Origin of the sequence: Cupriavidus basilensis (genome assembly GCF_000832305.1) — a bacterium.
Lineage (GTDB): Bacteria > Pseudomonadota > Gammaproteobacteria > Burkholderiales > Burkholderiaceae > Cupriavidus > Cupriavidus basilensis_F.
In genome coordinates this window covers 3709951-3731542 of the sequence record NZ_CP010537.1, presented here as the reverse complement: position 1 = coordinate 3731542, position 21592 = coordinate 3709951, and the positions used below count along the sequence as shown (strand labels likewise).

Sequence of the window (21592 nt, the reverse complement as noted above, 5' to 3'; positions counted from 1 at the left end):
CATGTTCGCTCGCATCTTCCTCAAGCGAGGAGGCAAACATGAAGGGGAGAGTCCATTCTGGATTTCCTTCTCGGACCTCATGTCGGCGCTAATGGTGCTTTTCCTCGTGGTGATGGCTGTGACGCTGGTTGCAGTAACACAAAGTATTGATGCAGCGACACGTGCGACCATCGAGCGAGCTGCGGCTATCAACAAAGTCATGGCAATGATTGCCAACGACCCGAAGAGCCGTGGCGTGGGCGTTGACCAGCAGAACTACCGTATCGACCTAGGCAAGGAGGTTCGCTTTGATAGTGGCAGTTACACCATCAGTGTTCCCGCCGGCCAGTTCTTGCGTAGCTACATTCCTGTCCTACTGAAGGCGAAAGACACACCCGAGGGCCAGCGCTGGATGCGAAGCGTCGTGGTTGAGGGTTTTACGGATGAGGATGGGACATACCTCTATAACCTGCAATTGAGCCTAGACCGAAGTCGTAGCGTGGTCTGCGCTCTGTTTCAGAGTACTTCATCTGGTGACGGGCTGACCTCGGAGCAGCTCAGAAAGGTGCAGGAGCTTTTTCTGGTTGGCGGCTATTCCTTCAACTCTATTAAGAAAGACAAGGCAGAGAGCCGGCGAGTTGAATTCAAGGTGGATTTTTGGGGGCTGGACGAAAAGCAGCCAGAGGCCAGCGACGTGCTCAAAGGCAAGGAGTTCGGAAAGTGCTAGCCGCCGCCGCGCTGCAACAACTCAATCGGGACCTCGTCGCCGCCATGGAGTCGATGGGGTTGCATTCCGGTGAGTTTGGCAAACCTGAGCTCGTTGAGAAGCCAACCCGAGAAGCAGAACGCATCTTCCAAGGTTTTGCAGCGGCCAAGCCCAGGAAAGAAGATGCGTACGCTGCTGCGCTGAGCTTTCTCAGGGGCAAGGAGCTGGACTCATGGCAACGAGACCTGGTGGCCTCTGCCATTGGCGAGCCTATCCGCGAGCAGGATGGCGCGATGGTGCTTGGGGCCAGGCGGTTTCCGGCGCTTCTGGGCTTGTACGAATCCGAGGCTAAGCGAGGAGACCTTTGGCGACTTACTTGGCACGGACTGCTGTACTCGTACTTCAATTTCGACCCGAATCTTGCGAACGATGATGCGACGCGCTCCGGCTGGGAGGCGCTTCGGTCATTCCTAGAGAGGACTTGGCCGCTGATTGACAAACAGGCTGGAAAAAACCAGGTTCCAGATTGGGTCAACGTCCTTCGCAAGGAATCAGAGGTACTTTCAGAGAACCCCGTCGACAAGTATTCGCACTCATATCTTCGAGGCGAAACCGGGCCAACCGACCGGCTCGCCGAGGATTTGGGTATCCCGCCGTCGAGCTGGTTCTGGCACGCCCTGGTTCTTGGAGTGGTGCGTCGCGCGACGGCGGAGAGCGATGCGGAGTTCAGAAGACTCATTCCTCAACTAGTCAAGCTAATCCAAGGAAAGCCAGGCTTCCGCGATGAGGCGTTGGAAGTCCTTCTCATTCGGTACCACGCCTGCAAGGGTGCCCCGCATGACGAACGGCTGCGGGACTACGTGTGTCAGCCCACGGTGTGGAAGAATCCGAAGCTGAAAGCCGCAGGGATAGCCACAGCCTGGAACAGAGTCCCTGACCCGGTATGGCAGATGGTGCTCAGTTGGGTAAATGAGCGAAATCTTAAGGACTTCTTCGACATATTGGCTGCCAGAAACAACGCGGATGAAGGTCGACTTGCCTTCTGGTCAAAGTATCTCAAGCAAATCGCTTGGACGAGGTTGGTGTTTGGTGTCGACACAATGGCGCTCAAGCGTAGCAACCCCGGGATTCGGGAGCTGATTGCTCGAGAGGAGGGCGCATATGCGCAGCTAACGAGCAAACCTGAGGTGGATGCCTTCATGATGCAGATTGGCTCCTATCTCATTATCGAGTTCAGCAAGAAGCCGAATGCATGTTACGTCTATCAGGCTGACCAGCTACCGTTCGAGCCCTATGACCGACACTACGAGGGAGGTACAGCTGACCTGGCCGCCGGCTACCGCCAAGACGTCGGTTGCGCTCTTCGAATCGTCCATCGAGAAGGGTGGGGTGATAGAGCAGAAGTCGAACTTCGTCAGTTGGGGATTCGGCCTGACCGCCCTGAGGCGCAAAGAGTCGCGACCGCCGGGGCTGCCACCACTTCAACGGCAGGAAATCGTACTGCGAGTTCCGGAACGGCATCGGGACGGGCGACCGCCAAGTTCGCAGGCCCAGACATGGCAGCGCTGCGGGCACTCGTAACTCGATTCCGTGGCGCATCGATAGATGACAGGCGGAGCAACGCCAGCGGCGGCAGGCTTTGGGTTGAGGACCCACTGCAGAGGACGACGCTCGGCACGGAGCTAAAGGCGCTGGGCTTCAAGTGGGCAAACAACAGGCAGGCTTGGTACTTCCCGGAGAACTGATGGGGCTGTTCGATTTTTTTAAGCGGGCGGCCGCGCCCAAGGCCGATAAGTCGACTCTGGTGACCTCGTGGACTCAGGAAGGGGTACGTATTGAGTTCGCACGTGAATTGACTGAGTCCACGGCCGACGGCTTACTTGAGGCCATACATGATGCCGGTCCTGATGACGTTGTCTTGGGGGCATATCTGGCGCAGCTTGCAGCAGAAGACCGCTGTCGGTTAGACCGGAAGGCCGCACTCATTCCATGGGGTGACCTCTATGACCTGCAGGGTTCTGCAGAACACGTCGGCGCACTTAAGCTACTAGGCCTTCCTCCCCAGGGACCATTGCGGCCAGTGCTTGACAGCTCCGGAACGCTGTCCGGTCGGGACTTCGACCTTACGGTGACAGGTTGGACCGATGGTGCCAAGAAAGTTCACCTGGAACGCTTGGATGGTGCGGTGGCGACAGTTAGTGGCGAATCGCAGATGCTGTCGGCCGCTGCATGGGCTACGGCAGCAGAAGTGTCCGCATTCCGCCGCCGCGACGATAGCGATAGGACGCAACACGCCCAAGAGCTAGCCTGGGGGCGAATTCGCCGAATTGCTGACCGGGCCGGAGCGCTCTATGCGAGCCCCTACCTCGAGACGACCCTTGTTCTGACACCCGACACGCTGCGGCTCCCTCTTTCAAAGCACGACACACCATTCGGGCGGGTACTGACCGTATCTCCAATCTTTGAGGGAGCTCCCGACGGTTGGTTGACTGCCTTCGACGGGTTCAACTCGGTTCAGCCACATTACGACCTCACGCGGGGCTCGGGGCGCATACGAGTCGTTATCTCCGAGCCAGTTCGGAAGGTGCTCAACGTTATCAAACGTGAGATGCCTAACCGCCATGTAGCCGGGGCGAAAGCTGAGAAGTTTGTCCACAATCCGTTCGCATTCCTTGGTGACGCAGCACACGAAGTACTAAAGACGGATGAGTTCGAGGCAGACCGTGCGGAGGCCGGCGCGGTGGCGGCAGTATTCAACATTGTCGCTAGGACCGAGCACGGACGGCTAAATGCGGTCGAACTCGTGGTCACGGAGCACTTTGGGGACGGTTCGGCTAGAACTGATTGCAAAGCGTGTAAGACTGTTGACGAACTGGATGCGTTCCTCCTGGCGCTCAAGGAAGCGCTGGAGCGGGACCGGGAACGGTTTCCCTGGGACGAGTATGACCTGACCCTCGATGCAGAGTCGACCGTGCAGCTTGAGCAGGGACTTCAGCTGGCCCACCTCTGGCGTACACAGCCAGCCGAGCGAATCAGCTTCGACGACGTCTATGAGCTAGACGGCTATAGTGGACGTGTCGAGGGGATTGGCGCAGCCAAGCCCATCTATGTTCCCGTTTTCCAGAAGGAGAAGAAGGAAGAGGGGGATAGCGGTTGGCTGCCATTGGACCTGACACCGATGGTCAAGGTGACCCTGCAAGGGCACGAAGGCCAGGTGCTGGTGCCTCTCACGAAGGAGTGGGTGCGGGACTTCGACAAGCAGGTGCAGGAGGCAGAGGAAAAGGGGCTTCCAGACGTCAAAAATTCCAGTCTGCCGACTCCGATTGCCACCGCTCAAGCGCGGACGCTCGCTGATAGCTTCAAAAGTATGGTCGAAGCTCAAGAGAGCGTTGAAGAAGAACATTCCTCTCAGGCGAAGAAGGAGAAGAAGACCCGTCAAACGCTTTTGGTCAAGACCAATTTCCATGACGTTGACTATTTCGAGGAGCGCAGGACATCGCTGGCGCTGCCGGACGACCGGCAAGCTCAGTTGCCCAAGTGTCTGCGACCTGGCATTGAGCTCAAGCACCACCAGCACTACGGTGTGGCTTGGTTTCAGCACTTGGTTTCGAAGGCTCCCGCCGGGTGCCGCGGTGCCTTGTTGGCGGACGACATGGGGTTGGGGAAGACACTGCAACTGCTGTCGCTACTCGCTTGGTACTATGAGGGCAACCCCAATGCCGCTCCCTCGGTCATCTTCGCACCCAAGAGCCTTCTCGAGAACTGGGCCAACGAATCCAAGAAATTTTTCAATGACTCCTTCCCTGAAGTCTTGGTTCTCTACGGCGATGAACTGAAGGAACGCAAGCAACCGCCTAGCCTTATCGACAACCAGCTGCGAGACAAGGGCATTGAAGACCTGCTGAAGCCGAGCTGGGTCGGACCGGCAAAGGTTATCATCACCACATATGAGGTACTGACCTCATATGAGTTCTCGCTGGCCAAGCAACCTTTTGCATTTCTCATTTGCGATGAGGCTCAGCGCATCAAGACTCCAGGGACGCTGGTCACGCTCGCTGCGAAAAAGCTGAAGGCAGATTTCCGCATTGCGTGTACGGGTACACCGGTCGAGAATTCTCTGGCCGACCTTTGGTGTCTATTTGACCTGGTCCAGCCGGGCTTGCTGGGTGCCCTGGAGGAATTTGGCAAGACCTATCGGCGCCCGATTGAATGTGAGACCGAGGAACAGAAGGAAGCACTCCAGCGTCTCCAGACTGCCATCGCACCCCAGACATTGCGTCGCACGAAGGCAGACATTGCGGCCGACCTGCCGATGAAGTACTTTGCGCTGAAGACCGTCGCGCAGACCAAGCTGGAGTTCAAGCCAGCACTTGGCACTGAGGAGCGTCTGGAAATCCCTCTCACAGAGCACCAGCGCATCCTCTACAAGGGGGGCTTGAAAAAACTTCAGGACGCCGCCAAGGAGTCAAATGGGCGAAAGCGCGCGCAGTTGTCGTTTGGTGCGTTACATCTCATGAAGGCAGTTTGCGCCGAGCCTTACTGTCTGCCGGGCACGAAGTTCCTCGTCGACAGGTCTGGACGAGAAGCGCATCTTGCCAACTCGCCAAAATTGGATTGGCTTCTTGAGCAACTCGATGAGGTCAAAGCGGCAGGTGAAAAGGCCATTGTGTTCACGGAACTTCGCGAGGCTCAGGCAGCGCTGTACTACTTCCTCAAAGAGACCTTCGGTATCCGCCCGTACATCATCAACGGCGATTCTCAGGGCCGTCAGGGATACATAGATAAGTTTTCGTCAAAGCCGGGATTCGACGTCATCATCCTGTCTACCCTTGCCGCCGGCGCTGGATTGAACGTCACCGCGGCAAATCACGTCTTCCACTTCACCCGTGCCTGGAACCCTTCCAAGGAGGCTCAAGCAACCGACCGTGCGTTTCGCATTGGGCAGGAGCGGGATGTTTTCGTGTATTGCCCGACCGTAGTTGCTGACGACTTCAACACCTTTGAGGTCAGATTGGACCAGCTTCTCAAGCGCAAGGCAGGTCTGGCGGGAACAACCCTCGATGATGGAGGGTTGACGGCTATGCTGAATGGTGCCGGTAAGGATGCAAGCTTCAGGGACCTCGTTGACGAGGGCGGCACTGGTGAGGCCATCCCGAAGCGATACCTTACGATTGATGATATCGACCGCATGGATGGTGAGGCATTTGAGGTTTTCTGCTGCCTCTTGTGGAACAAGCAAGGGTTCCAGGCGACCGTGACGCCCAAGAGGGGGGGGGATGGAGGAATCGATGTGATTGCTTTGAAGGGCCGGGAAGGAGAGCTACTTCAGTGTAAGAGTTCGAAGTCGGCCGAGGTTGGCTGGGACGCCGTCAAGGAGGTAACTGCAGGCGCTGCCCGCTATCAAGCGCGCTTCAGGGGCACTAAATTCCGTAGGCTTGCTGTGACAAACCAATCCTTTACGCGTGGCGCAGTGACACAGGCTGAGGCGAACCAGGTAGAGCTTGTGACTAGGTCACGTCTCGAAGAGCTTATAGGTGCTCACCCGGTTTCTAATCATGAGTTTGATGAAGTCTTGCAGGACCTCACTCAGTTCTCCGCGGACGTGATCTAGTCGCACACGGTCCCAGCGGCGCTACGGTCGTCAACGACTTATTCAAGCCTCTGCTTTTTGGCAGAGGTATCATCACGTTCGGCCAACAGTCACAAAAAAACAAACGAAACTAGAGAGAACGACCAATGGATGCAAATGCCATCGCGCTGCTGGACATCTTCGAAAGGAAGATGCGACTCGAAATCCCAATGTTCCAGCGGCAGTATGTGTGGGGGCAGGACCATCAGTGGGAACCTCTCTGGGAAGACATATCGCGCAAGTTCACTGAGTTCATTGAGGACCGCCGAGACGCGCCAGTCCACTTTCTGGGAGCAATGGTGCTGGACCAGAAGCAGACGCATGTTGGTCGCGTCGAGCGTCGGAGCGTAATCGATGGCCAACAGCGTTTGACCACGCTACAGATTTTCCTCGCGGCATTTCGCGATTTCTGTCGCGAGGAAGGCCTCGACGACTTCGCGGTGGAGTGTGAGAAGTACACACTCAACTCTGGCCGGATGGCTGAACCGGAAGTCGAGAAGTTCAAGGTCTGGCCGACCCTCTCCGACCGGTCGCAGTTCGTCGACGTGCTGACGGCGGGCTCGAAGTCGTCCCTCGAGAAAGTTCATCCCCTCACTCGTCGTCCGTACGCGAGAAAGTTCAATCCCCGGCCCCGGATGGTCGAAGCGTATCTCTTTTTCCATGAGCAGATATTTGCCTACTTCAAGGGTTCGCCAGACGAGCCTCCGGTTGGCGAGGAAATCGCGATGGAGCATCGCGTTGAAGCATGCTTTGAAGCGCTCAAGACCGCACTGAAAGTTGTAGCGATTGACCTGGGCGACGGAGATGACGCACAGGTCATCTTCGAGACGCTTAATGCGAGAGGTGAGCCGCTTCTGCCGGCGGACCTACTGCGAAACTATATCTTCTTGCGGGCCGCGCGATATGGCGAAAAGCAGGAAGAACTCTACGAGCAGTACTGGTCAACGTTTGATGAGCCGTTCTGGCGCGAAGAGGTGACACAAGGTCGACTGCGTCGGCCCCGCAGCGACCTTTTCATCCAGCACTACCTTGCCAGCAAGCAGGCTCGGGACATCCCAATCAAGCACCTATTCGCCGAGTACAAGCACTGGGTCGAGCGTGAGAAGCCTTTCTCAAGCGTCCAGGAAGAGCTTTCGGAACTTGCCCGGCAGCGCGACAATTTCCGGAAGATTTCGGTTTCCCACGAATCTCCTTTACTTGGTGACCTAGCCCATTTCCTGAACCTCTTTGATGTCAGTACGGCCTACCCGCCACTACTGGCAATGCTCGACTTGGGTGCCAGTGACGCTGACATGGCCGAAACGGCTAAGATGCTCGAGAGTTACCTCGTGCGTCGAGCGGTTTGCGGCGGTGAGACGAAGGCGTACAACAGAATCTTTATGGCTCTAACGCGGACAGTACGCAGCAAAGGGGCTACTGCCGAGGTTGTCCGCGAATTCCTGATGGCGCTCCGAAGTGCGACAGATGAATGGCCCAGCGACGATGCTGTATCCGCAGCTTGGATGAGCCGCAATGCATACCAATCCCTCAATAATCTGAGGTTGACACACGCTCTCTGGCGCATCAGCGAAACGTATCGGTCGTCCAAATCGGAGAACGTAAGCACCAACTCTCCGCTCACGGTCGAGCACATTATGCCGCAAGGTTGGGTACCTCACTGGCCGCTCGCAGACGGCTCGCAGGGCGTTGAGCATGCGTGGTTCGCCGACGAAGCGGCGCCCGGAGTAGCCGAGAGCCGGCGCCGAAACGAGCTGATTCAGACTTTCGGTAACCTGACGCTTATCACGGGAAGTCTTAACAGTGCCTTGAAGAACAGTGCTTGGGCAACCAAGCGCGATGCGATTCTCACGCACTCTGTGTCACCGATAAACGGTGTGCTTAATCGCTTCCTCACCTGGGACGAGTCGACAATCGAGATACGCGGACGCGAACTGCTGGACCGTGCGTTGATGCTTTGGAGCAGAGGCCAATCTTCGTGTGCAGCTGGATGAGAATGTCGCGGGGCCATCGGGGAAATCAATTTCGATGACTATTGATGAATTCGCGGATCGGGCTACAGAAGCCGGATTGCTGGCGAGGGAAGCGACCTCACGCACTTTAGGCTCGCCGTAGAACCCTTATGGCCTCACCTAAACGAGTAGATGCATGGCGTCAGATTGCGGAAACCGACTTCGACAGCGCGTTTCATCTATTGCTCGGTCGGCTCGTCCATGCCATTGCTAGGCTGGACTTCAATATTGGGCTCCAGTTGCGGTACTGGGGGCACGAGCAAGACGCGAAGATTCGAGAACTTCTCGAGCCTCACACAGCAAAGCTAAAGGGACGCTTGAAAGCTCTGGAGCGCTTGATGTGGGCTGCGTGGACGAGCTCGGACCTTGAAGGCGAGCGAGAGTTTGCGCTGTGGTTCGAACGTGCGCATAGAGCTCGTGGGTTCCGCAATGACTATTCCCACGGCCGTTGGGGTGTGCCAGGGAAGCATCTGCGCACCGAATCGGGAAGACTCTGTGACGCGACTCCGTTGCTTGTCTTCGTGCCGCTCGATTGGGACATGTCGCCCAATCGGGTGGACAAATCAATCGACCTGACGTTGGAGGATTTCGCCGCTCAGGTCGAAGAGGCCGAGCTGCTATCAAGCCAGTACCTGAACCTAGTGACGAAGTATGGCGCGCACCTACATATCGGTCAACGATTGGGCGGAAAGGGCAGCATATAGAGAGAGGGCGATGAATGATACCGGCTGCGGCAGCGATGAGCGAGAGTTGAACGGTATGAATCGCTGCTGGAGTTGAAGAGCAAACAACGGGGTCCACAATAGCCAATGAATGCACGGGTGTCGTTTAGTTACCCTTTTGATGGCCATCCGGCCCCCATTCCGCGGGTTGGGTTGTTTGCCTTTATGCCGGACATCCACCTCAAGCTGTTCGGCGTGTCCGTGCAGGCGGCCTTTGCCGAAACAGGCGCGGGGAATGCATACAGGCGACTAATGAGGCTTGCTGCGCAAGGCAATCCCAGGGAAAAGCTGGTACTGAAAGCCCTGAACGAAATGCTGGAAAAGGTCGGGTCACAAGAAGCCACGCCAGCCTTCATCGATGACCTGAAGCGGGCAATCGCAGGATGCATAGACGCCAGACAGCATGTTGAGTCCCTGACGTTCATAGAAACTCTGTTTTGGGGGTTGGGTATTGAGGTGAGCGAATGGCAGCGCCGACATTGCTATCTGGCAGTGCTGGAACGCTCGGGCTGGCGGACTCAGCAACTGCTTGAGGCCGGTGATGCGGCCGGGGCAGCCGACTTCATGACCAATCATTCCCTGCTGAGCGCCCTACTTTGGCCGGAGGCGCTAGAGGTTCTACGCAAAGCCCCAAACCTGCAGGCGGTTTCTGCCCTTACGACCGCAATGTCCATGGATGCGCATCTGGGGTGGTTGGCCGGCTGGGACCTTGATGACGGCGAGAACAAGGGATTGGAGTCGCCCCAGTTTGCCTGCCTGATACCCTCACGGACAGGACATGGTCGCAACCCTGCGAGCCTGCTTTTCGATGAGCTGAAGCGTCGTCTGAGGGTTTCGTCAGTCTCCGCGATGATGAATAAAGCCAGCGACGTGCCCGAACTGGAGATTGGCACGCTGTATCGTTGGAGTTCGGGAAAGCACTTCCCGGACCCCGAGACAATGGCGGGACTGATGGCCGCTCACGGCCTAGAAGACTCGAAGGACAGGCTGTATCGACAGCACTCTGCCGCGAAGCTTATCAACTTGCTGGGGTACCTTGGACAGACCCTGTCCGCCATCTCGCGCGAGAACGGCGAGCCACCAGCGATGTGGCCTTGGCCCGCCTTTCCTTTTGGCCACCCAGACTTCGAGTCGTGGGCGGCCGTGCGCTATCCCTACTGGTTGGCCTATCACCGTGAAAAAGGCGCTGTCCTGGCGGAGCTCGCCAAGGCAGCGCACGGCACAAGCTGCCAGTAGCTCGACGAGTTAATTGCCCTTCGCCGGCGGGTTGTTGCCGCGGTTTTTTCCGGAATCCTTGAAGGGATTCCGGCTCGGCCACTGGGGATTGTTCGGGTCAACGTTGTAGCTGTGCATGATGCTACTCCTGTAGGTGACGTCGGTCAGTTCCGACGCCTCCAATATCGCCCGTCCGCGGCCAGCAAGCTATGGCAGTGTTTTACCAAAAATGAGCCGCGCGGCATTCCACAGGGAAAACGCTCCTTCAACCCCAGAGCAGGCATCAATTACCCAGGTTCGCGAGGTTCTCACGCCAGGCTGCGCTTGACGAGCGAACGCACGGCTGGCTATGTTCATCCGCATGTGAATGCCTGTGCATCAACGACAGGACGATTGTTGACAATCCCGGCCATTCCGATTCACCCTGTTGTGCCTCGAGAAGCAGGCGAAATATTGCTCAAATAGCTGCCCAATGGGCTTTCGAGCTGCATCGGCCAGACGGCCGCATAATGAATTAGCAATGGGAAATCGCTAAGCAGATGGGGGCCGCCAGGCCAACGGTTATATACTGGCTGCGTCACGATACCTTGCGGCCGCGTATCTCACACGAAGATCTCACGAGACTTAGGAAGCGGTGGAAACATTACTTTCGACAGTCGCGCCTCTTTCCTCGACTCATGCAGGTAAGCTCGAACCTCGTTTGTTCAAGTGTCTTGCTAGAGAGGACCCTGCTTGGCTCAGAAAGGTCTGCGAGGCTCATCGATTGAAATTCCGCGGGCGCTACTCGACAGAGGGCAGCTATCTCGTCGACTGGGCAACGCGTGATGCTGAATACAACGCAGCCGTAGAAGCAGCGGCGTTTCGACTCCGGCAGGTGGACCCATCGAAGGCTCTTAGCCAGACGGCGCTCATGAAGGAAGCGGGGATACCGCAGCAATCAGGAAAATACTGTATGAAGCGTGTCCCTGCGACGATGGCGACAATTGCTCGGCTGACAAAATAAAAACCGAACACCACCTCCGGACAGTGAAGGAACATCTGCTATGTGATTTTTGCGCCTCTTCATCCTGGGCTGCGAGAAGATACAAGTGGAAATCTCTTTAATTTTCGGGGGCCAAAGTTGACGGAAAGGACTTTGACTTTGTGACCCCATCCGACTGGGTCGAAGAATCAAGAGGTTAGCGTCATTCTGGAAAGCACAATATTCCCTTAATTCAATAGTGACCTCGGACATTAAAGTCCTTGCAAAGCATCAGAGTGCTTACGAAATGTATTGATGCCGTCCCGGTTGCCGCCGTCCTTGCCATACGGGAAGCGACTTTCCAGCCTTTCCCCGCTCTTCAGCACACTACATCCTGGGGCAGTTTCCCCTGGAAAGCCCCGCGACGATGGACGAGTGAACCGTCCCGAGCCGCGCCTCGAGGCGAATCGATGTTTGTGCAGGCCGTGCCAGTTCACGCACCCGAGCAGACAAGGTCCCCGATGGCGTGAGAACTAGCGCCCACCGGTATTCTGCACTTCGTCCAGCAGCACGCGCGCAGCCAGCTTGCCAAGATTATTGGCCGCGAGCGGACTGTCACCCGTGAGGAGCTTCCGGTCCCGGAACGTACTTCCATCGATTCCGGTGTTTACTATCTCGACTCCCATAGCCGCGAGTTTTTCGCCAAAGAACCAACGCAATGGGCCGGGCATATAGCCAATATCCGGCGTTTGCTTGTCCATGGCATCTGGGAATGCGCAGATGCGGTAGCCGCGGAACAGATCTCCACCGTTGGGTTCGTCGACGCTGGCCGAAAGTAAGGCGGCAGGCCCGTGGCACAGCGTGATGACGTACTTGTCGTTTTGCATGGCCCACTGCAGGGTTGCCTTCATGTCCGCGCTGAAGGGTAGCCCCATCAGGGCGCCATGTCCCCCAGGGACGAAAACGGCAATGTAGTCTGCATCCTTGTTCAAGGAATTCACCACGTCGGCAAGCTTAAGGGGCTGCTGGAATTTTTGCTCGTACTTCGCGTAGAGGGCCTTTATCTCGGCGTCTTCGGAAGGGAACGCCCACCATTCAAACTTGGCCGGATTACCCGACAATGTAGCAATGTCGAACTCGAATCCCGCGCGGTCAAGGTGATACATGGGCAGGAGGGTTTCGACGGGATGGTTGCCCGTGGAAAAAAAGGTCCCATTTCCCGTCAGGAGATAGCGCTCGTCCGCAGCGACGAGCAGTACCTTCCACCTGCCTCCCTGATAAGCGTCCGGATAGTCGGCATCCGCGAGGTTGGATTTTGGCGAAGTAAATTGCGAGAGTGAATAGGGGGAGGGAAAGAACGCGTTGCGCTCGGCTGGGTCAGGCGTCGGCTGCTTGCTGTCTGTCTGGGACGTCATGATGGGCTTCCTTCTGGAAAGATGCGTTTTAGAGCTTATTTTCCACCGGCTTTTTACATTAAATGAGGGAATTCCCCCCCAATGACCAGCATGGGAGCCTTGCCAACGCAATGATCCCCGCATCGTTGCGGTGTTTGCAAGGAGCCTCCCTGATTGGAGGAGTCTAGTCCAGGTCTTCGGCAATGTAGGCGCAATGCAGAAGTCTGCGTTCCGTCTTAGCCCGCGAGCCAGTCCCTTGCTGTCTGGAGCCGGACCCGGCGGCGCCGGCGGAAGCGATGTTTGCTTGGCGAAGAACGTCGCCGCCTTGGCGGATGGCGGTTGCGTGCCGTCCATCCCGCAACACAACGACGTAACGGCCCCGATTCTACGACCGGGTCGCAGGCAGACCTACGATACGGCCGATGATGCCCATGCAAGCGTCAAGGTGTTGCACATCTTCGACACGCTCGATGGGTGTTGCAACGCCAATGGCCATCTGCCGAAGCGGCTCGGTGACGGCGATGGCCAGAATTGCACCAGCGGCGGCCCTGGGGTCCGGCGCGTTGAGCATCTTGTGGCGATGCTGGCGCTCCAACCATTCTCCCAACAGGGCGCGTCCCCGTGCGATGCCGTTTCGTTCGTACGCGGCCAACAGCTCGCCTTTGCCACGAAAGTCCGTCGTCAGCAGGCGGAACATGCTCACCGCCTCAGCCGTCAGCACGTGAGCACAGATCTGTTCCAGGATGCTTCGCAGGACGCCCATCACCTCGGCGCTCTGCGAAGCATCGATCGCCAGCGTTCCAGCGAATCCGTCCGTCCAGGCGCGCACGGCCATGCCCACGAGTTCGTCCCGGTTCGCGGCTAGGCGATACACCGTCTTTTTCGCCACGCCGGCCTTCGCCGCAATCGCTTCCACGGTCGTCGCCTCATACCCCCGCTCGAGCAGCACCTCCATGGCGCTGGTCACAAGCAGGGCTTGAATTTCGGCTTCCGGCTTGGGCGGACGGCCGCGCGGCTTCTTGTCTGTATCGGTCATCAGGGCAAAGCGGAAGTCTATCGATTTGCGATTATGCGCGATTGTATATTGGAAACGATCATCGTTTCCAATATACTGAAACTCCCCCTCATCCCCGAATTGGAGTTCGGAATGAACAGTACCCAAATGGCAATGCCCTGGCTGGATCACTCCTCGTTGCTGAATCCTGCTCCCATGGTGATCGAGACTGGTTTGCAGCGTCTCGAAGGCGGACCGCTGCAAGTGTCCGTGCGCACCGACCTGCACGGCTGCAAGGGACGTATGCTGGACTGGTGGTTCAAGTTCTTCGAGACGACGCAACACATCAAGTGGTGGCACCCGGTCGATCACGTCGAGCATCGCGGTTGGGACGAGCACTGGAAGCGTGGCGAGAACTACTACGGCGCCAGCATTCACGCTGTCGAGTCGCTGGCAGAGATTCCTCCGGTTGCCGCGAAGTTGAAGTTTCACGATCCGGTCGAAGTGTATGGCGAGGCCGCATTGAAGGATGCGTTCGGTGCCGGTGCCGTTTCGGCGATCATCGCTGCGCGAATCGGCTTCGGCGATAACGTCAAGATGGATGTCAACAAGGACCCGATCACGGGTCAGATGCTTCACGTGGCGCGGGATACCTCGTGGGGTTGCGTGCTGCGCAGCCGCTTCGTGCTCGGGCTGGAGCCCGGCGCCGAACATGTGCCGGAAAAAGTTGGCCTGGCACTGATGCAACATTGCTATACGGAGTTCACCTTCCTGTCGCGCATGCTTGCGTCGCTGTATTACGGTGAGCGCGCGAACGGCGAAGAGGTTCCGATGCCCTGGTAACACGGTGGATGGCCGCTCGTGAACACTGTCCGGGCGACGTAAAGCCAGACGAAAGCCGGCACGCCCGGCTTTCGTCAAACGCCCGTACGCTTGGCGCGGGTGCATGGCAGGCATGGCGGGCATGGCTGGCATGACATCTCCCGCCTTTGCGGCCCGGGTCCGCATTCCACATTTCACATCGTCATGAAACGTCGTGCGGCGGGCGCCGGCATACTGCTTGTGTGCTCTCGATTCCCCTCCCCATGCCCTTGCCGACCGCCATGCCGATGCCGTCCGACCCGCTTTGCGCCGTGACGCACCCCGATCCGGCACCGTACTACCGCATCCTTGCTGCGCAGCGTCCGTTCTATCGCGACGAAGCGCTCGGGCTATGGGTTGCCTCTGGCGCCGCCGAGGTGCAAGCCGTGCTGGCCCATCCCGCTTGCCGCGTGCGGCCGCCCGCGCAAGCCGTGCCGCCCGCGCTGGCGGGTAGCCCGGCGGGCACGCTGTTCGGCGGGCTGATCCGCATGAACGATGGGGACTGGCATGCGCCACTCAAGGGCGTGCTGCGCAAACGCATGGCGTGCCTGGCGCTTGCCGGCATGGGGGCGCGGGTGTTGGCGCTGGCACAGGATCTGCCATTCGACGCCGTCCGGCCCGGAGCTGCCGTGAACCACTGGATGTTCACCTTGCCGGTGCTGGCGGTAGCCGATGCGCTTGGATTGCCGATGACCGGTAAGCCATCCGTGGCGGGCCAGGTGGTAGCCTTCGCGCGGGCCATGTCGCCGCTGGCGACAGCGCAGGAGATTGCCGCGGGGAGCGAGGCCGCCACATGGCTGCAGGCCTGGATGCGCGCGAGCCTGTCATCGGCGCCGCCGCTGGACGCGCTGGTGCACGAAGCGCTTGCCGCCGGCGTGGCGCGGGAGATTATCGCAGCCAATGCGATCGGCCTGCTGATCCAGGCGTGCGAGGCCACCGCCGGCCTGGTCGGCAACATGCTGCTGTGCCTGGGCCGGGATACGTCCCATGGGCGAGAGCGGCCCGCGTTGGACTGCGTGGCCGCACGCGTGCTGCGGGAGGATCCGCCGGTGCAGAACACCCGGCGCTTCCTGGCCGCCGATGTCCGCCTGTGTGGTGCGCAACTGCAGGCGGGCGATACGGTGCTGGTCGTGCTGGCGGCCGCCTCGCTCGGACAGCGCGAGGCGGCGACGCCGGCGCCCTGGACCTTCGGGCGCGGCCACCACGCATGCCCTGGCGACGCGCTGGCGTCCACGGTGGCGCAGGCCGTGGTGGCCGCGCTGCTGGCGCGTGGCGCGGATCCGGCGTCGCTGGCGCACGCATTCCGCTATCGGCCCTCGGTCAACGCGCGCATTCCGTATTTTCTGTGAAGCGATTCAAGTCAAAGTCAAGTCAAGTCAAGTCAAGCAAGTCAACAGGACCCCGCCATGATCGCAGTCATCTTTGAAGTCGAGCCGGCCGAGGGCCGCAAGGACACGTACATGCAGATCGCCGCGCAACTGCGGCCCACGCTGGAGGCCATCGACGGCTTTATCTCGGTGGAGCGCTTCCAGAGCCTGACCAATCCGGCCAAGCTGCTGTCGCTGTCGTTCTTCCGCGACGAGGCCGCGGTCATGGCGTGGCGCAATACCGAGGCGCACCGGCTGGCGCAGTCGGCCGGGCGGGGCGGCGTGTTCGCGGGCTATCGGCTGCGCGTGGCGCATGTGCTGCGCGACTACGGCCTGAATGAACGCGACCAGGCGCCGGCGGACAGCCGCGCCGTGCACGCGCCCATTGCGGCGAGCGCGTCGCCGGCGCGGTGAGGGCGGCATGGAGTCGACCTTCCTGAATGGGCAGACCACGCTGATCGGCTTTACCTTCTTGCTCGCCGGCCTGGTCAAAGGCGTGGTGGGGCTCGGGCTGCCTACCGTGGCGGTAGGGCTGCTGGGCCTGGCGATGCCGCCCGCGCAGGCCGCCGCGCTGCTGGTCGCGCCTTCCATGGTAACCAACGTCGTTCAACTCTACACCGGGCCGCGGCTTGGCGAGCTGGCGCGGCGGATGTGGCCCTTGCTGGCCGCGATCTGCGTGGGCACCTGGCTGGCCGCCGCGCTGCTGCCGCCCAGCCTGATGGTGCATGCCACCGCATGGCTGGGCGCGGCGCTGGTGCTGTACGCGGTGCTGGGGCTGATGGCGTTCCACCCCAAGGTGCCGCTGGCGGCCGAGGGCTGGCTGGCGCCGCTGATCGGTGTGGTCACAGGCGCGATCACGGCGGTCACGGGTGTGTTCGTGATTCCGGCGGTGCCGTATATCCAGGGGCTGGGCCTGGACCGCGAGACGCTGGTGCAGGCGCTTGGTTTGTCGTTCACGGTGTCCACCATCGCGCTCGCGGTGAGCCTGGTGATGCATGGCGCGCTGTTGCACACGCCGGTGCTGGGGGCGTCGCTGCTGGCGCTGGTGCCGGCGCTGGCGGGCATGTTCATCGGGCAGTGGCTGCGCCATCGCATCAGCGCGGCGCGTTTTCGCAAGCTGTTTTTTTGTGGGCTGCTGCTGCTAGGGGCCGAGCTGGCGCTACGCGGGTTTTTCTGATCGGAATGGCGGCGAAGGCGCATTCTTTCGGGGTTGCGCGGGGCATACTGGCTGCTGCGCTGCGGCGAAACACTGCGCATCCAGGCCGGGTGCGCACCGCAGGCCGCGCATTCCCGCAACCCCCGCGCTGGAGATGCCGCCAATGGCATATCGCCGATGACACGACGCAATCGCAGCGGCACCAAGCTCTGGAATACCCTGAGCAAGATCGCCACCCGCAATGTCCAGCGTGCGCAGCGCACGGTTACGAAGTCCGCGATCCGCTCGGCGCTCAAGCAGGGCGAGGCGATGAGCAAGGCGGCGCAGCGCGTGCTGACCGGCGTTGCCTCGCCGGTGCCAACGCCGGTCAGCCGCGGCGGCGGACGCTGGGAGGAGGGCAGCTGGGGGCTGGGGCCGCTAGTGCAGCGCCGTTACCGGCTGTTTATCCCACCGGGCGTGAGCGCGTCGCGCCCCGCGCCCTTGCTGGTGTTGCTGCACGGCTGTGGCCAGGACGCGGCCAGCTTTGCGGCTTGCACCCGCGCGGCTACGCTGGCGCGCAGCGCGGGCTGCGTGGTGCTGATGCCGGAGCAATCGTCGCAAGCTAACGCCCAGCGTTGCTGGAACTGGTTCCGCGCCGCGCCTCGCGTGGTGGCCGAGGCCAGCCTGTTGATGTCGATCGTCGAGCATGTCTGCCAGCACCAGCCGGTTCGCCGTGAACGCGTCTTCGCGCTTGGCTTGTCGGCGGGCGGGGCCATGGCGGTGATACTGGGGCTGCGCTACCCGGACCGTTTTGTCGCGGTCGGCTCGCATTCCGGGGCGGTGCCGCTGAGCGCGTCCAACGCCGCGCAGGCGGCGCGCGTGATGCACGGCAAGGGCCAGCCGGACTTGGACGCGGCGCGCTTTCAACTAGCGGGGCGCCGCCCGCCGCCGTTGTTGCTGCTGCACGGCGATGCCGATCATGTGGTGCACTTCGATAACGCGCTGGCCAGCGCCGCGCTCTGGCAGCAACTGCTGCCGCAGCCACCCATGCTGGCCAAGCCGCGCCGGGTCCAGCGCGGGCAGCGCCGTGCCTACAGCATCTTTGCCTGGTCGAGCGAGGGGGAGCCCTGCATCCGGCTGGTGCGCATCGAAGGGCTCGGGCACGCGTGGAGCGGCGGCCCGTCCAGCCAGGCCTTTGCCGATCCGTCCGGCCCGGATGCATTGCGGATCGCGTGGCAGTTCTTCATGCAGTGCCTGGCGGCGCGCCAGCGTGCCGCGCCAAGGCGGGTGCCCAAGGTGGCCGCCTGACGCCTTGCTTGGCTAGCGCGATTGCGGCGCTTCTATGACCACGTCGCTCTCGGGATACGCCACGCACGGCAGGATGAATCCCTCGTCGCGCTCGTCGTAGCTCACGCCCGGCCACTCGATGCGGTAGCCGATCCGCCCGGCGGCCAGCCGGCACAGGCAGGTGCGGCAGGTGCCGTTGCGGCAGGAACTTGGGAATTTCAGGCCGGCCTGCAACGCGGCTTCGAGCAGCGTCTGCGTGGGCGGGGCGGGAAAAGTGCTGCCCTGCGGCTCCAGGCGGGCGACAAACGCTACCGGGGCCGCCGGGGCCAACTGGGCGGCGGTGATGTCGCGGCTCATGACTGCGCTTGCCCCTCGTCCGCCTCGGGAAAGCGCGCGCGGCCATGGGTGGCGTCGCGCAGCGCGGCCCGGGCCGGCGCCAGCAGGCTGGCCGGCAGCCGGATGGTCAGCCGGGCAGCCGCGCCGTGTTCGGTATGCGCCAGCACGTGGCTCTCCTGCTCGATCCAGCGGCGCACGCGGGCTTCGTCGGCGTAGTCCACCTCCACAACCAGCTCCGCATAGGTGATGCGCTCGATGCGCTGTGCATCCTTGAGCGCCACGGCAATCGCGTCCGTATAGGCTCGCACCAGCCCGCCCGCCCCTAGCTTGACGCCGCCGTAATAGCGCACCACGGCCGCCAGCACGCCTTCCAGCTCATGGTGGCGCAGCACTTCCAGCATGGGCCGGCCGGCGGTGCCGGATGGCTCGCCGTCGTCAGACATGCCTGACTGGCCCCCCGCGAGCAGCGCCCAGCAGACATGGGTGGCGGTGGCGTGGTCGGCGCGCAGGCGCGCCACTTCGGCCATGGCCGCGGCACGGTCGGGCACGGGCAATGCAAAGCCGATGAAGCGGCTCTTGCGGATTTCCAGGTCTGACTGGACGGGAGAAGCGAGGGTGTAGGTCGGCACGGGTCGGGCCGCGTCACGGCGCGCGATGCGCGGCGCCGGCGGGCGGAAAGCTAAAAGGAATCGGGGCACCGGATTGGGGCCTGCGCCAGTGTACCGCAGCCGCCCCGGCCGCCCGGATTGCGCGAGAGGGCTCCTGGATGTCTGCAAGTTCAGTCAGTTTAAACAAGCTGTAACAAATCATTCATAGCATACGCATCGGCCTGAACGCTGCGCGGTTGTCCCCACGAGCGCGCTGCAGGGCAGCGCGCATGGCGCGCCGCCCAATCCTTCACATAACGAAACGGGAAAGAAGAATGCTCGACAAACCGGACGCATCCCGCCGCAAGGCGCTTAAATTCCTGGCTGGCGCCCCCATGCTGCCGCTGGGCCTTGGCGCTACCGCCTTTCTGGTCGGTTGCGGCGGCGATGGCGACGCCGTAGCCGCAACGGCTCCGGCGCCGACGCCCGTCACGCCTGCCGGCGCTACGTTTACGACCGCCGAATTCACCGGCATGGCCGCGCCCACGCTGGCCAACCCGGCCGCGATGGCGACCACCACGGTGGGTTCCAGCCTGAAGGTATCGTTCAGCGACGGCAGCAGCCAGACCTACAAGCTGGCCTACCAGCCCTTCTTCATCACCGGCGACATGGTCCCGGACGGCAAGGGTGGCAGCATCCTCGCCGGTGGCTACTTCGACATCAACAACCAGCCGATCATCGACAAATCGGTGGCCGGCAAGGAACGCCAGTTCTACTCCGACTCGCCCGACGGCACCTCGCTGCTCAAGATCGACGGCGCCAAGGTGGCCGGCGTGAAGGGCAATACGGTCTTCGCCGTGGTCCAGTTCGAGTACACCACGCGTGACCAGGCCGGCGCCAGCGCCTACGGCCGCCTGCCGTCGCCGATCGGCGTGCTGACGCTGGACCAGGACCCCGCCACCGGCAAGCTGACCCTGGTCAAGTACCACAACGTCGATACTTCGTCGGTCAATGGCCTGTGGATTACCTGCGGCGCCAGCCTGTCGCCGTGGAACACCCACCTGTCGAGCGAGGAGTACGAGCCGGACGCCTTCACGGCCAGCACCAACGCGCAGTTCCTGGCGTTCAGCAAGAACCTGCTGGGGACCGCCAGCGTCGTGGCCAACCCGTACTTCTATGGCCACATGCCTGAGGTCACGGTCAATGCCGACGGCACCGCAAGCATCAAGAAGCACTTCTGCATGGGCCGCATCTCGCACGAACTGGTGCATGTGATGCCGGACAACCGCACGGTGCTGATGGGCGACGACGCCACCAACAGCGGCTTGTTCATGTTCGTGGCCGACAAGGAAAAGGACCTCTCCGCCGGCACGCTGTACGTGGCCAAGGTGGGCGCGGGCTTCTCCATCGACCCGGCCGCCCCCGGCGCCGACCTGACGTGGGTCAACCTGGGACACGCCACCAGCGCCGAAGTCGAGGCCATGGCCAAGTCCAACCTGCCCACCGACATCATGGACGTGCGCACGACCGATCCCTCGGACCCCACCTTCACCAAGATCTTCGTTGGCGGCACCGCCAACTGGATCAAGGTCTACCCGGGCAAGGAGAAGGCCGCGGCCTTTCTGGAAACCCATCGCTACGCCTACCTCAAGGGCGGCAGCATGGGCTTTACCAAGATGGAAGGCACCACCGTTAATATCAAGGACAAGGTGGCCTACTCCGCGCTGCAGAACATGATCGACTCGATGGTCCTCAACAACGCCAAGGGCTGGAACGCGCAGAGCAACATCACGATCCCCACGGCGCTCAACGCAGGCGGCGTGATGCAGCACAACCTTGCCGGCGGCCAGAAGGACCTGGGCGGTGCCGCCATCAACAGCGAATGGGTACCGGTGCACACCAAGGCACTGATCGTGGGCAAGGACATCAGCGCGGATGCACTCGGCAACACCGCCGATCCGGACCAGATCGCCAACCCGGACAACCTCAAGTTCTCGGAAAAGCTGCGCACCTTGTTCATCGGCGAGGACAGCGGCCAGCACGTCAACAACTTCCTGTGGGCCTACAACGTAGACACCAAGAAGCTGTCGCGCGTGCTCTCGACCCCGGCCGGCGCGGAATCCACCGGCCTGCATGCGGTGGACGAGATCAACGGCTGGACCTACATCATGAACAACTTCCAGCACGCCGGCGACTGGAGCGGCCTGCACGCCAAGGTCCAGGCCACGCTGGATCCGCTGGTGCGCGCCAACTACAAGGACCGCTTTGGCGCCGCCGTCGGCTACCTGACGGCCGATACCACGAGCGTCAAGACCACTAAGGCGTAAGCGCGGGACAGCTGTTACCCCGGCGCTTTGTTGGGCCCCCGATGACTTTGTCATCGGGGGCCTTTTTTTACGCTCGCGCGCGC

At 61.0% G+C, this 21592-nt stretch carries 17 protein-coding genes; 13 read left to right on the top strand and 4 right to left on the bottom strand.

From position 1 onward, the window contains the following. Position 1 precedes the first annotated feature (1 nt). The 7 genes from RR42_RS36880 (at position 2) to RR42_RS41895 (ending at position 11263) form a co-directional block, all read left to right on the top strand. Complete coding sequence (locus tag RR42_RS36880; protein ID WP_043357329.1) at positions 2–706, top strand: OmpA/MotB family protein; 705 nt, start codon at positions 2–4, stop codon at positions 704–706. Continuing rightward, positions 700–2430, top strand: a complete 1731-nt coding sequence (locus RR42_RS36875) for an EH signature domain-containing protein (RefSeq protein WP_043357327.1) — start codon at positions 700–702, stop codon at positions 2428–2430. The genes RR42_RS36880 and RR42_RS36875 overlap by 7 nt, the downstream gene beginning before the upstream one ends. Then, positions 2430–6296 carry an SNF2-related protein gene (locus tag RR42_RS36870; protein WP_043357325.1) on the top strand — a complete coding sequence of 1289 codons (3867 nt, stop codon included), beginning with the start codon at positions 2430–2432 and terminating at the stop codon, positions 6294–6296. Before RR42_RS36875 ends, RR42_RS36870 begins: the two co-directional genes overlap by 1 nt. 125 nt (positions 6297–6421) lie before the next feature. Next, on the top strand, positions 6422–8305 hold the full coding sequence (locus tag RR42_RS36865) for a DUF262 domain-containing protein (RefSeq protein ID WP_043357323.1): 1884 nt from the start codon (positions 6422–6424) through the stop codon (positions 8303–8305). A 128-nt stretch (positions 8306–8433) separates the two neighbouring features. Continuing rightward, positions 8434–9027: a hypothetical protein gene (locus tag RR42_RS36860; RefSeq protein ID WP_144410057.1), complete on the top strand. Its 594-nt coding sequence runs from the start codon at positions 8434–8436 to the stop codon at positions 9025–9027. 105 nt (positions 9028–9132) lie between these two features. Then, positions 9133–10281: a hypothetical protein gene (locus RR42_RS36855; RefSeq protein ID WP_043357319.1), complete on the top strand. Its 1149-nt coding sequence runs from the start codon at positions 9133–9135 to the stop codon at positions 10279–10281. Between the two features lie 613 nt (positions 10282–10894). Beyond that, a complete protein-coding gene (locus tag RR42_RS41895) occupies positions 10895–11263 on the top strand; it encodes a TnsD family Tn7-like transposition protein (protein WP_082055249.1) in 369 nt (122 codons plus the stop codon). Positions 11264–11754: 491 nt separating this feature from the next. Here RR42_RS41895 and hchA read toward each other — a convergent pair whose 3' ends face one another. After that, positions 11755–12636: a glyoxalase III HchA gene (hchA, locus tag RR42_RS36850; RefSeq protein ID WP_043357317.1), complete on the bottom strand. Its 882-nt coding sequence runs from the start codon at positions 12634–12636 to the stop codon at positions 11755–11757. Positions 12637–13000: 364 nt separating this feature from the next. Beyond that, positions 13001–13651, bottom strand: a complete 651-nt coding sequence (locus RR42_RS36845) for a TetR/AcrR family transcriptional regulator (RefSeq protein WP_043357315.1) — start codon at positions 13649–13651, stop codon at positions 13001–13003. A gap of 111 nt (positions 13652–13762) precedes the next feature. On the opposite strand from RR42_RS36845, the gene RR42_RS36840 reads away from it, so the two are divergent. The 5 genes from RR42_RS36840 (at position 13763) to RR42_RS36820 (ending at position 18280) form a co-directional block, all read left to right on the top strand. After that, entirely contained in the window at positions 13763–14452 is a 690-nt protein-coding gene (locus RR42_RS36840) for a DAPG hydrolase family protein (RefSeq protein ID WP_043357313.1), read from the top strand. Between the two features lie 242 nt (positions 14453–14694). Further along, positions 14695–15819 carry a cytochrome P450 gene (locus RR42_RS36835; RefSeq protein ID WP_043357311.1) on the top strand — a complete coding sequence of 375 codons (1125 nt, stop codon included), beginning with the start codon at positions 14695–14697 and terminating at the stop codon, positions 15817–15819. A gap of 57 nt (positions 15820–15876) precedes the next feature. Beyond that, complete coding sequence (locus RR42_RS36830; RefSeq protein ID WP_043357309.1) at positions 15877–16251, top strand: antibiotic biosynthesis monooxygenase family protein; 375 nt, start codon at positions 15877–15879, stop codon at positions 16249–16251. A 7-nt stretch (positions 16252–16258) separates the two neighbouring features. Continuing rightward, the gene (locus tag RR42_RS36825) at positions 16259–17014 is read left to right on the top strand and encodes a sulfite exporter TauE/SafE family protein (protein ID WP_043357308.1); all 756 of its coding nucleotides are present in this window, start codon (positions 16259–16261) and stop codon (positions 17012–17014) included. Positions 17015–17170: 156 nt separating this feature from the next. Continuing rightward, positions 17171–18280: an alpha/beta hydrolase family esterase gene (locus RR42_RS36820; RefSeq protein ID WP_043358597.1), complete on the top strand. Its 1110-nt coding sequence runs from the start codon at positions 17171–17173 to the stop codon at positions 18278–18280. 12 nt (positions 18281–18292) lie between these two features. On the opposite strand, the gene RR42_RS36815 is transcribed toward RR42_RS36820, so the two are convergent. Both RR42_RS36815 and RR42_RS36810 read right to left on the bottom strand, forming a co-directional pair. Next, the gene (locus tag RR42_RS36815) at positions 18293–18616 is read right to left on the bottom strand and encodes a 2Fe-2S iron-sulfur cluster-binding protein (RefSeq protein ID WP_052495211.1); all 324 of its coding nucleotides are present in this window, start codon (positions 18614–18616) and stop codon (positions 18293–18295) included. Further along, a complete protein-coding gene (locus tag RR42_RS36810) occupies positions 18613–19224 on the bottom strand; it encodes an IMPACT family protein (protein ID WP_043357307.1) in 612 nt (203 codons plus the stop codon). Before RR42_RS36810 ends, RR42_RS36815 begins: the two co-directional genes overlap by 4 nt. A gap of 293 nt (positions 19225–19517) precedes the next feature. On the opposite strand from RR42_RS36810, the gene RR42_RS36805 reads away from it, so the two are divergent. After that, positions 19518–21509 (top strand): PhoX family protein, encoded by a 1992-nt coding sequence (locus tag RR42_RS36805; RefSeq protein WP_043357305.1) that lies wholly within the window; start codon positions 19518–19520, stop codon positions 21507–21509. The last annotated feature ends 83 nt before the right edge of the window (positions 21510–21592 follow it).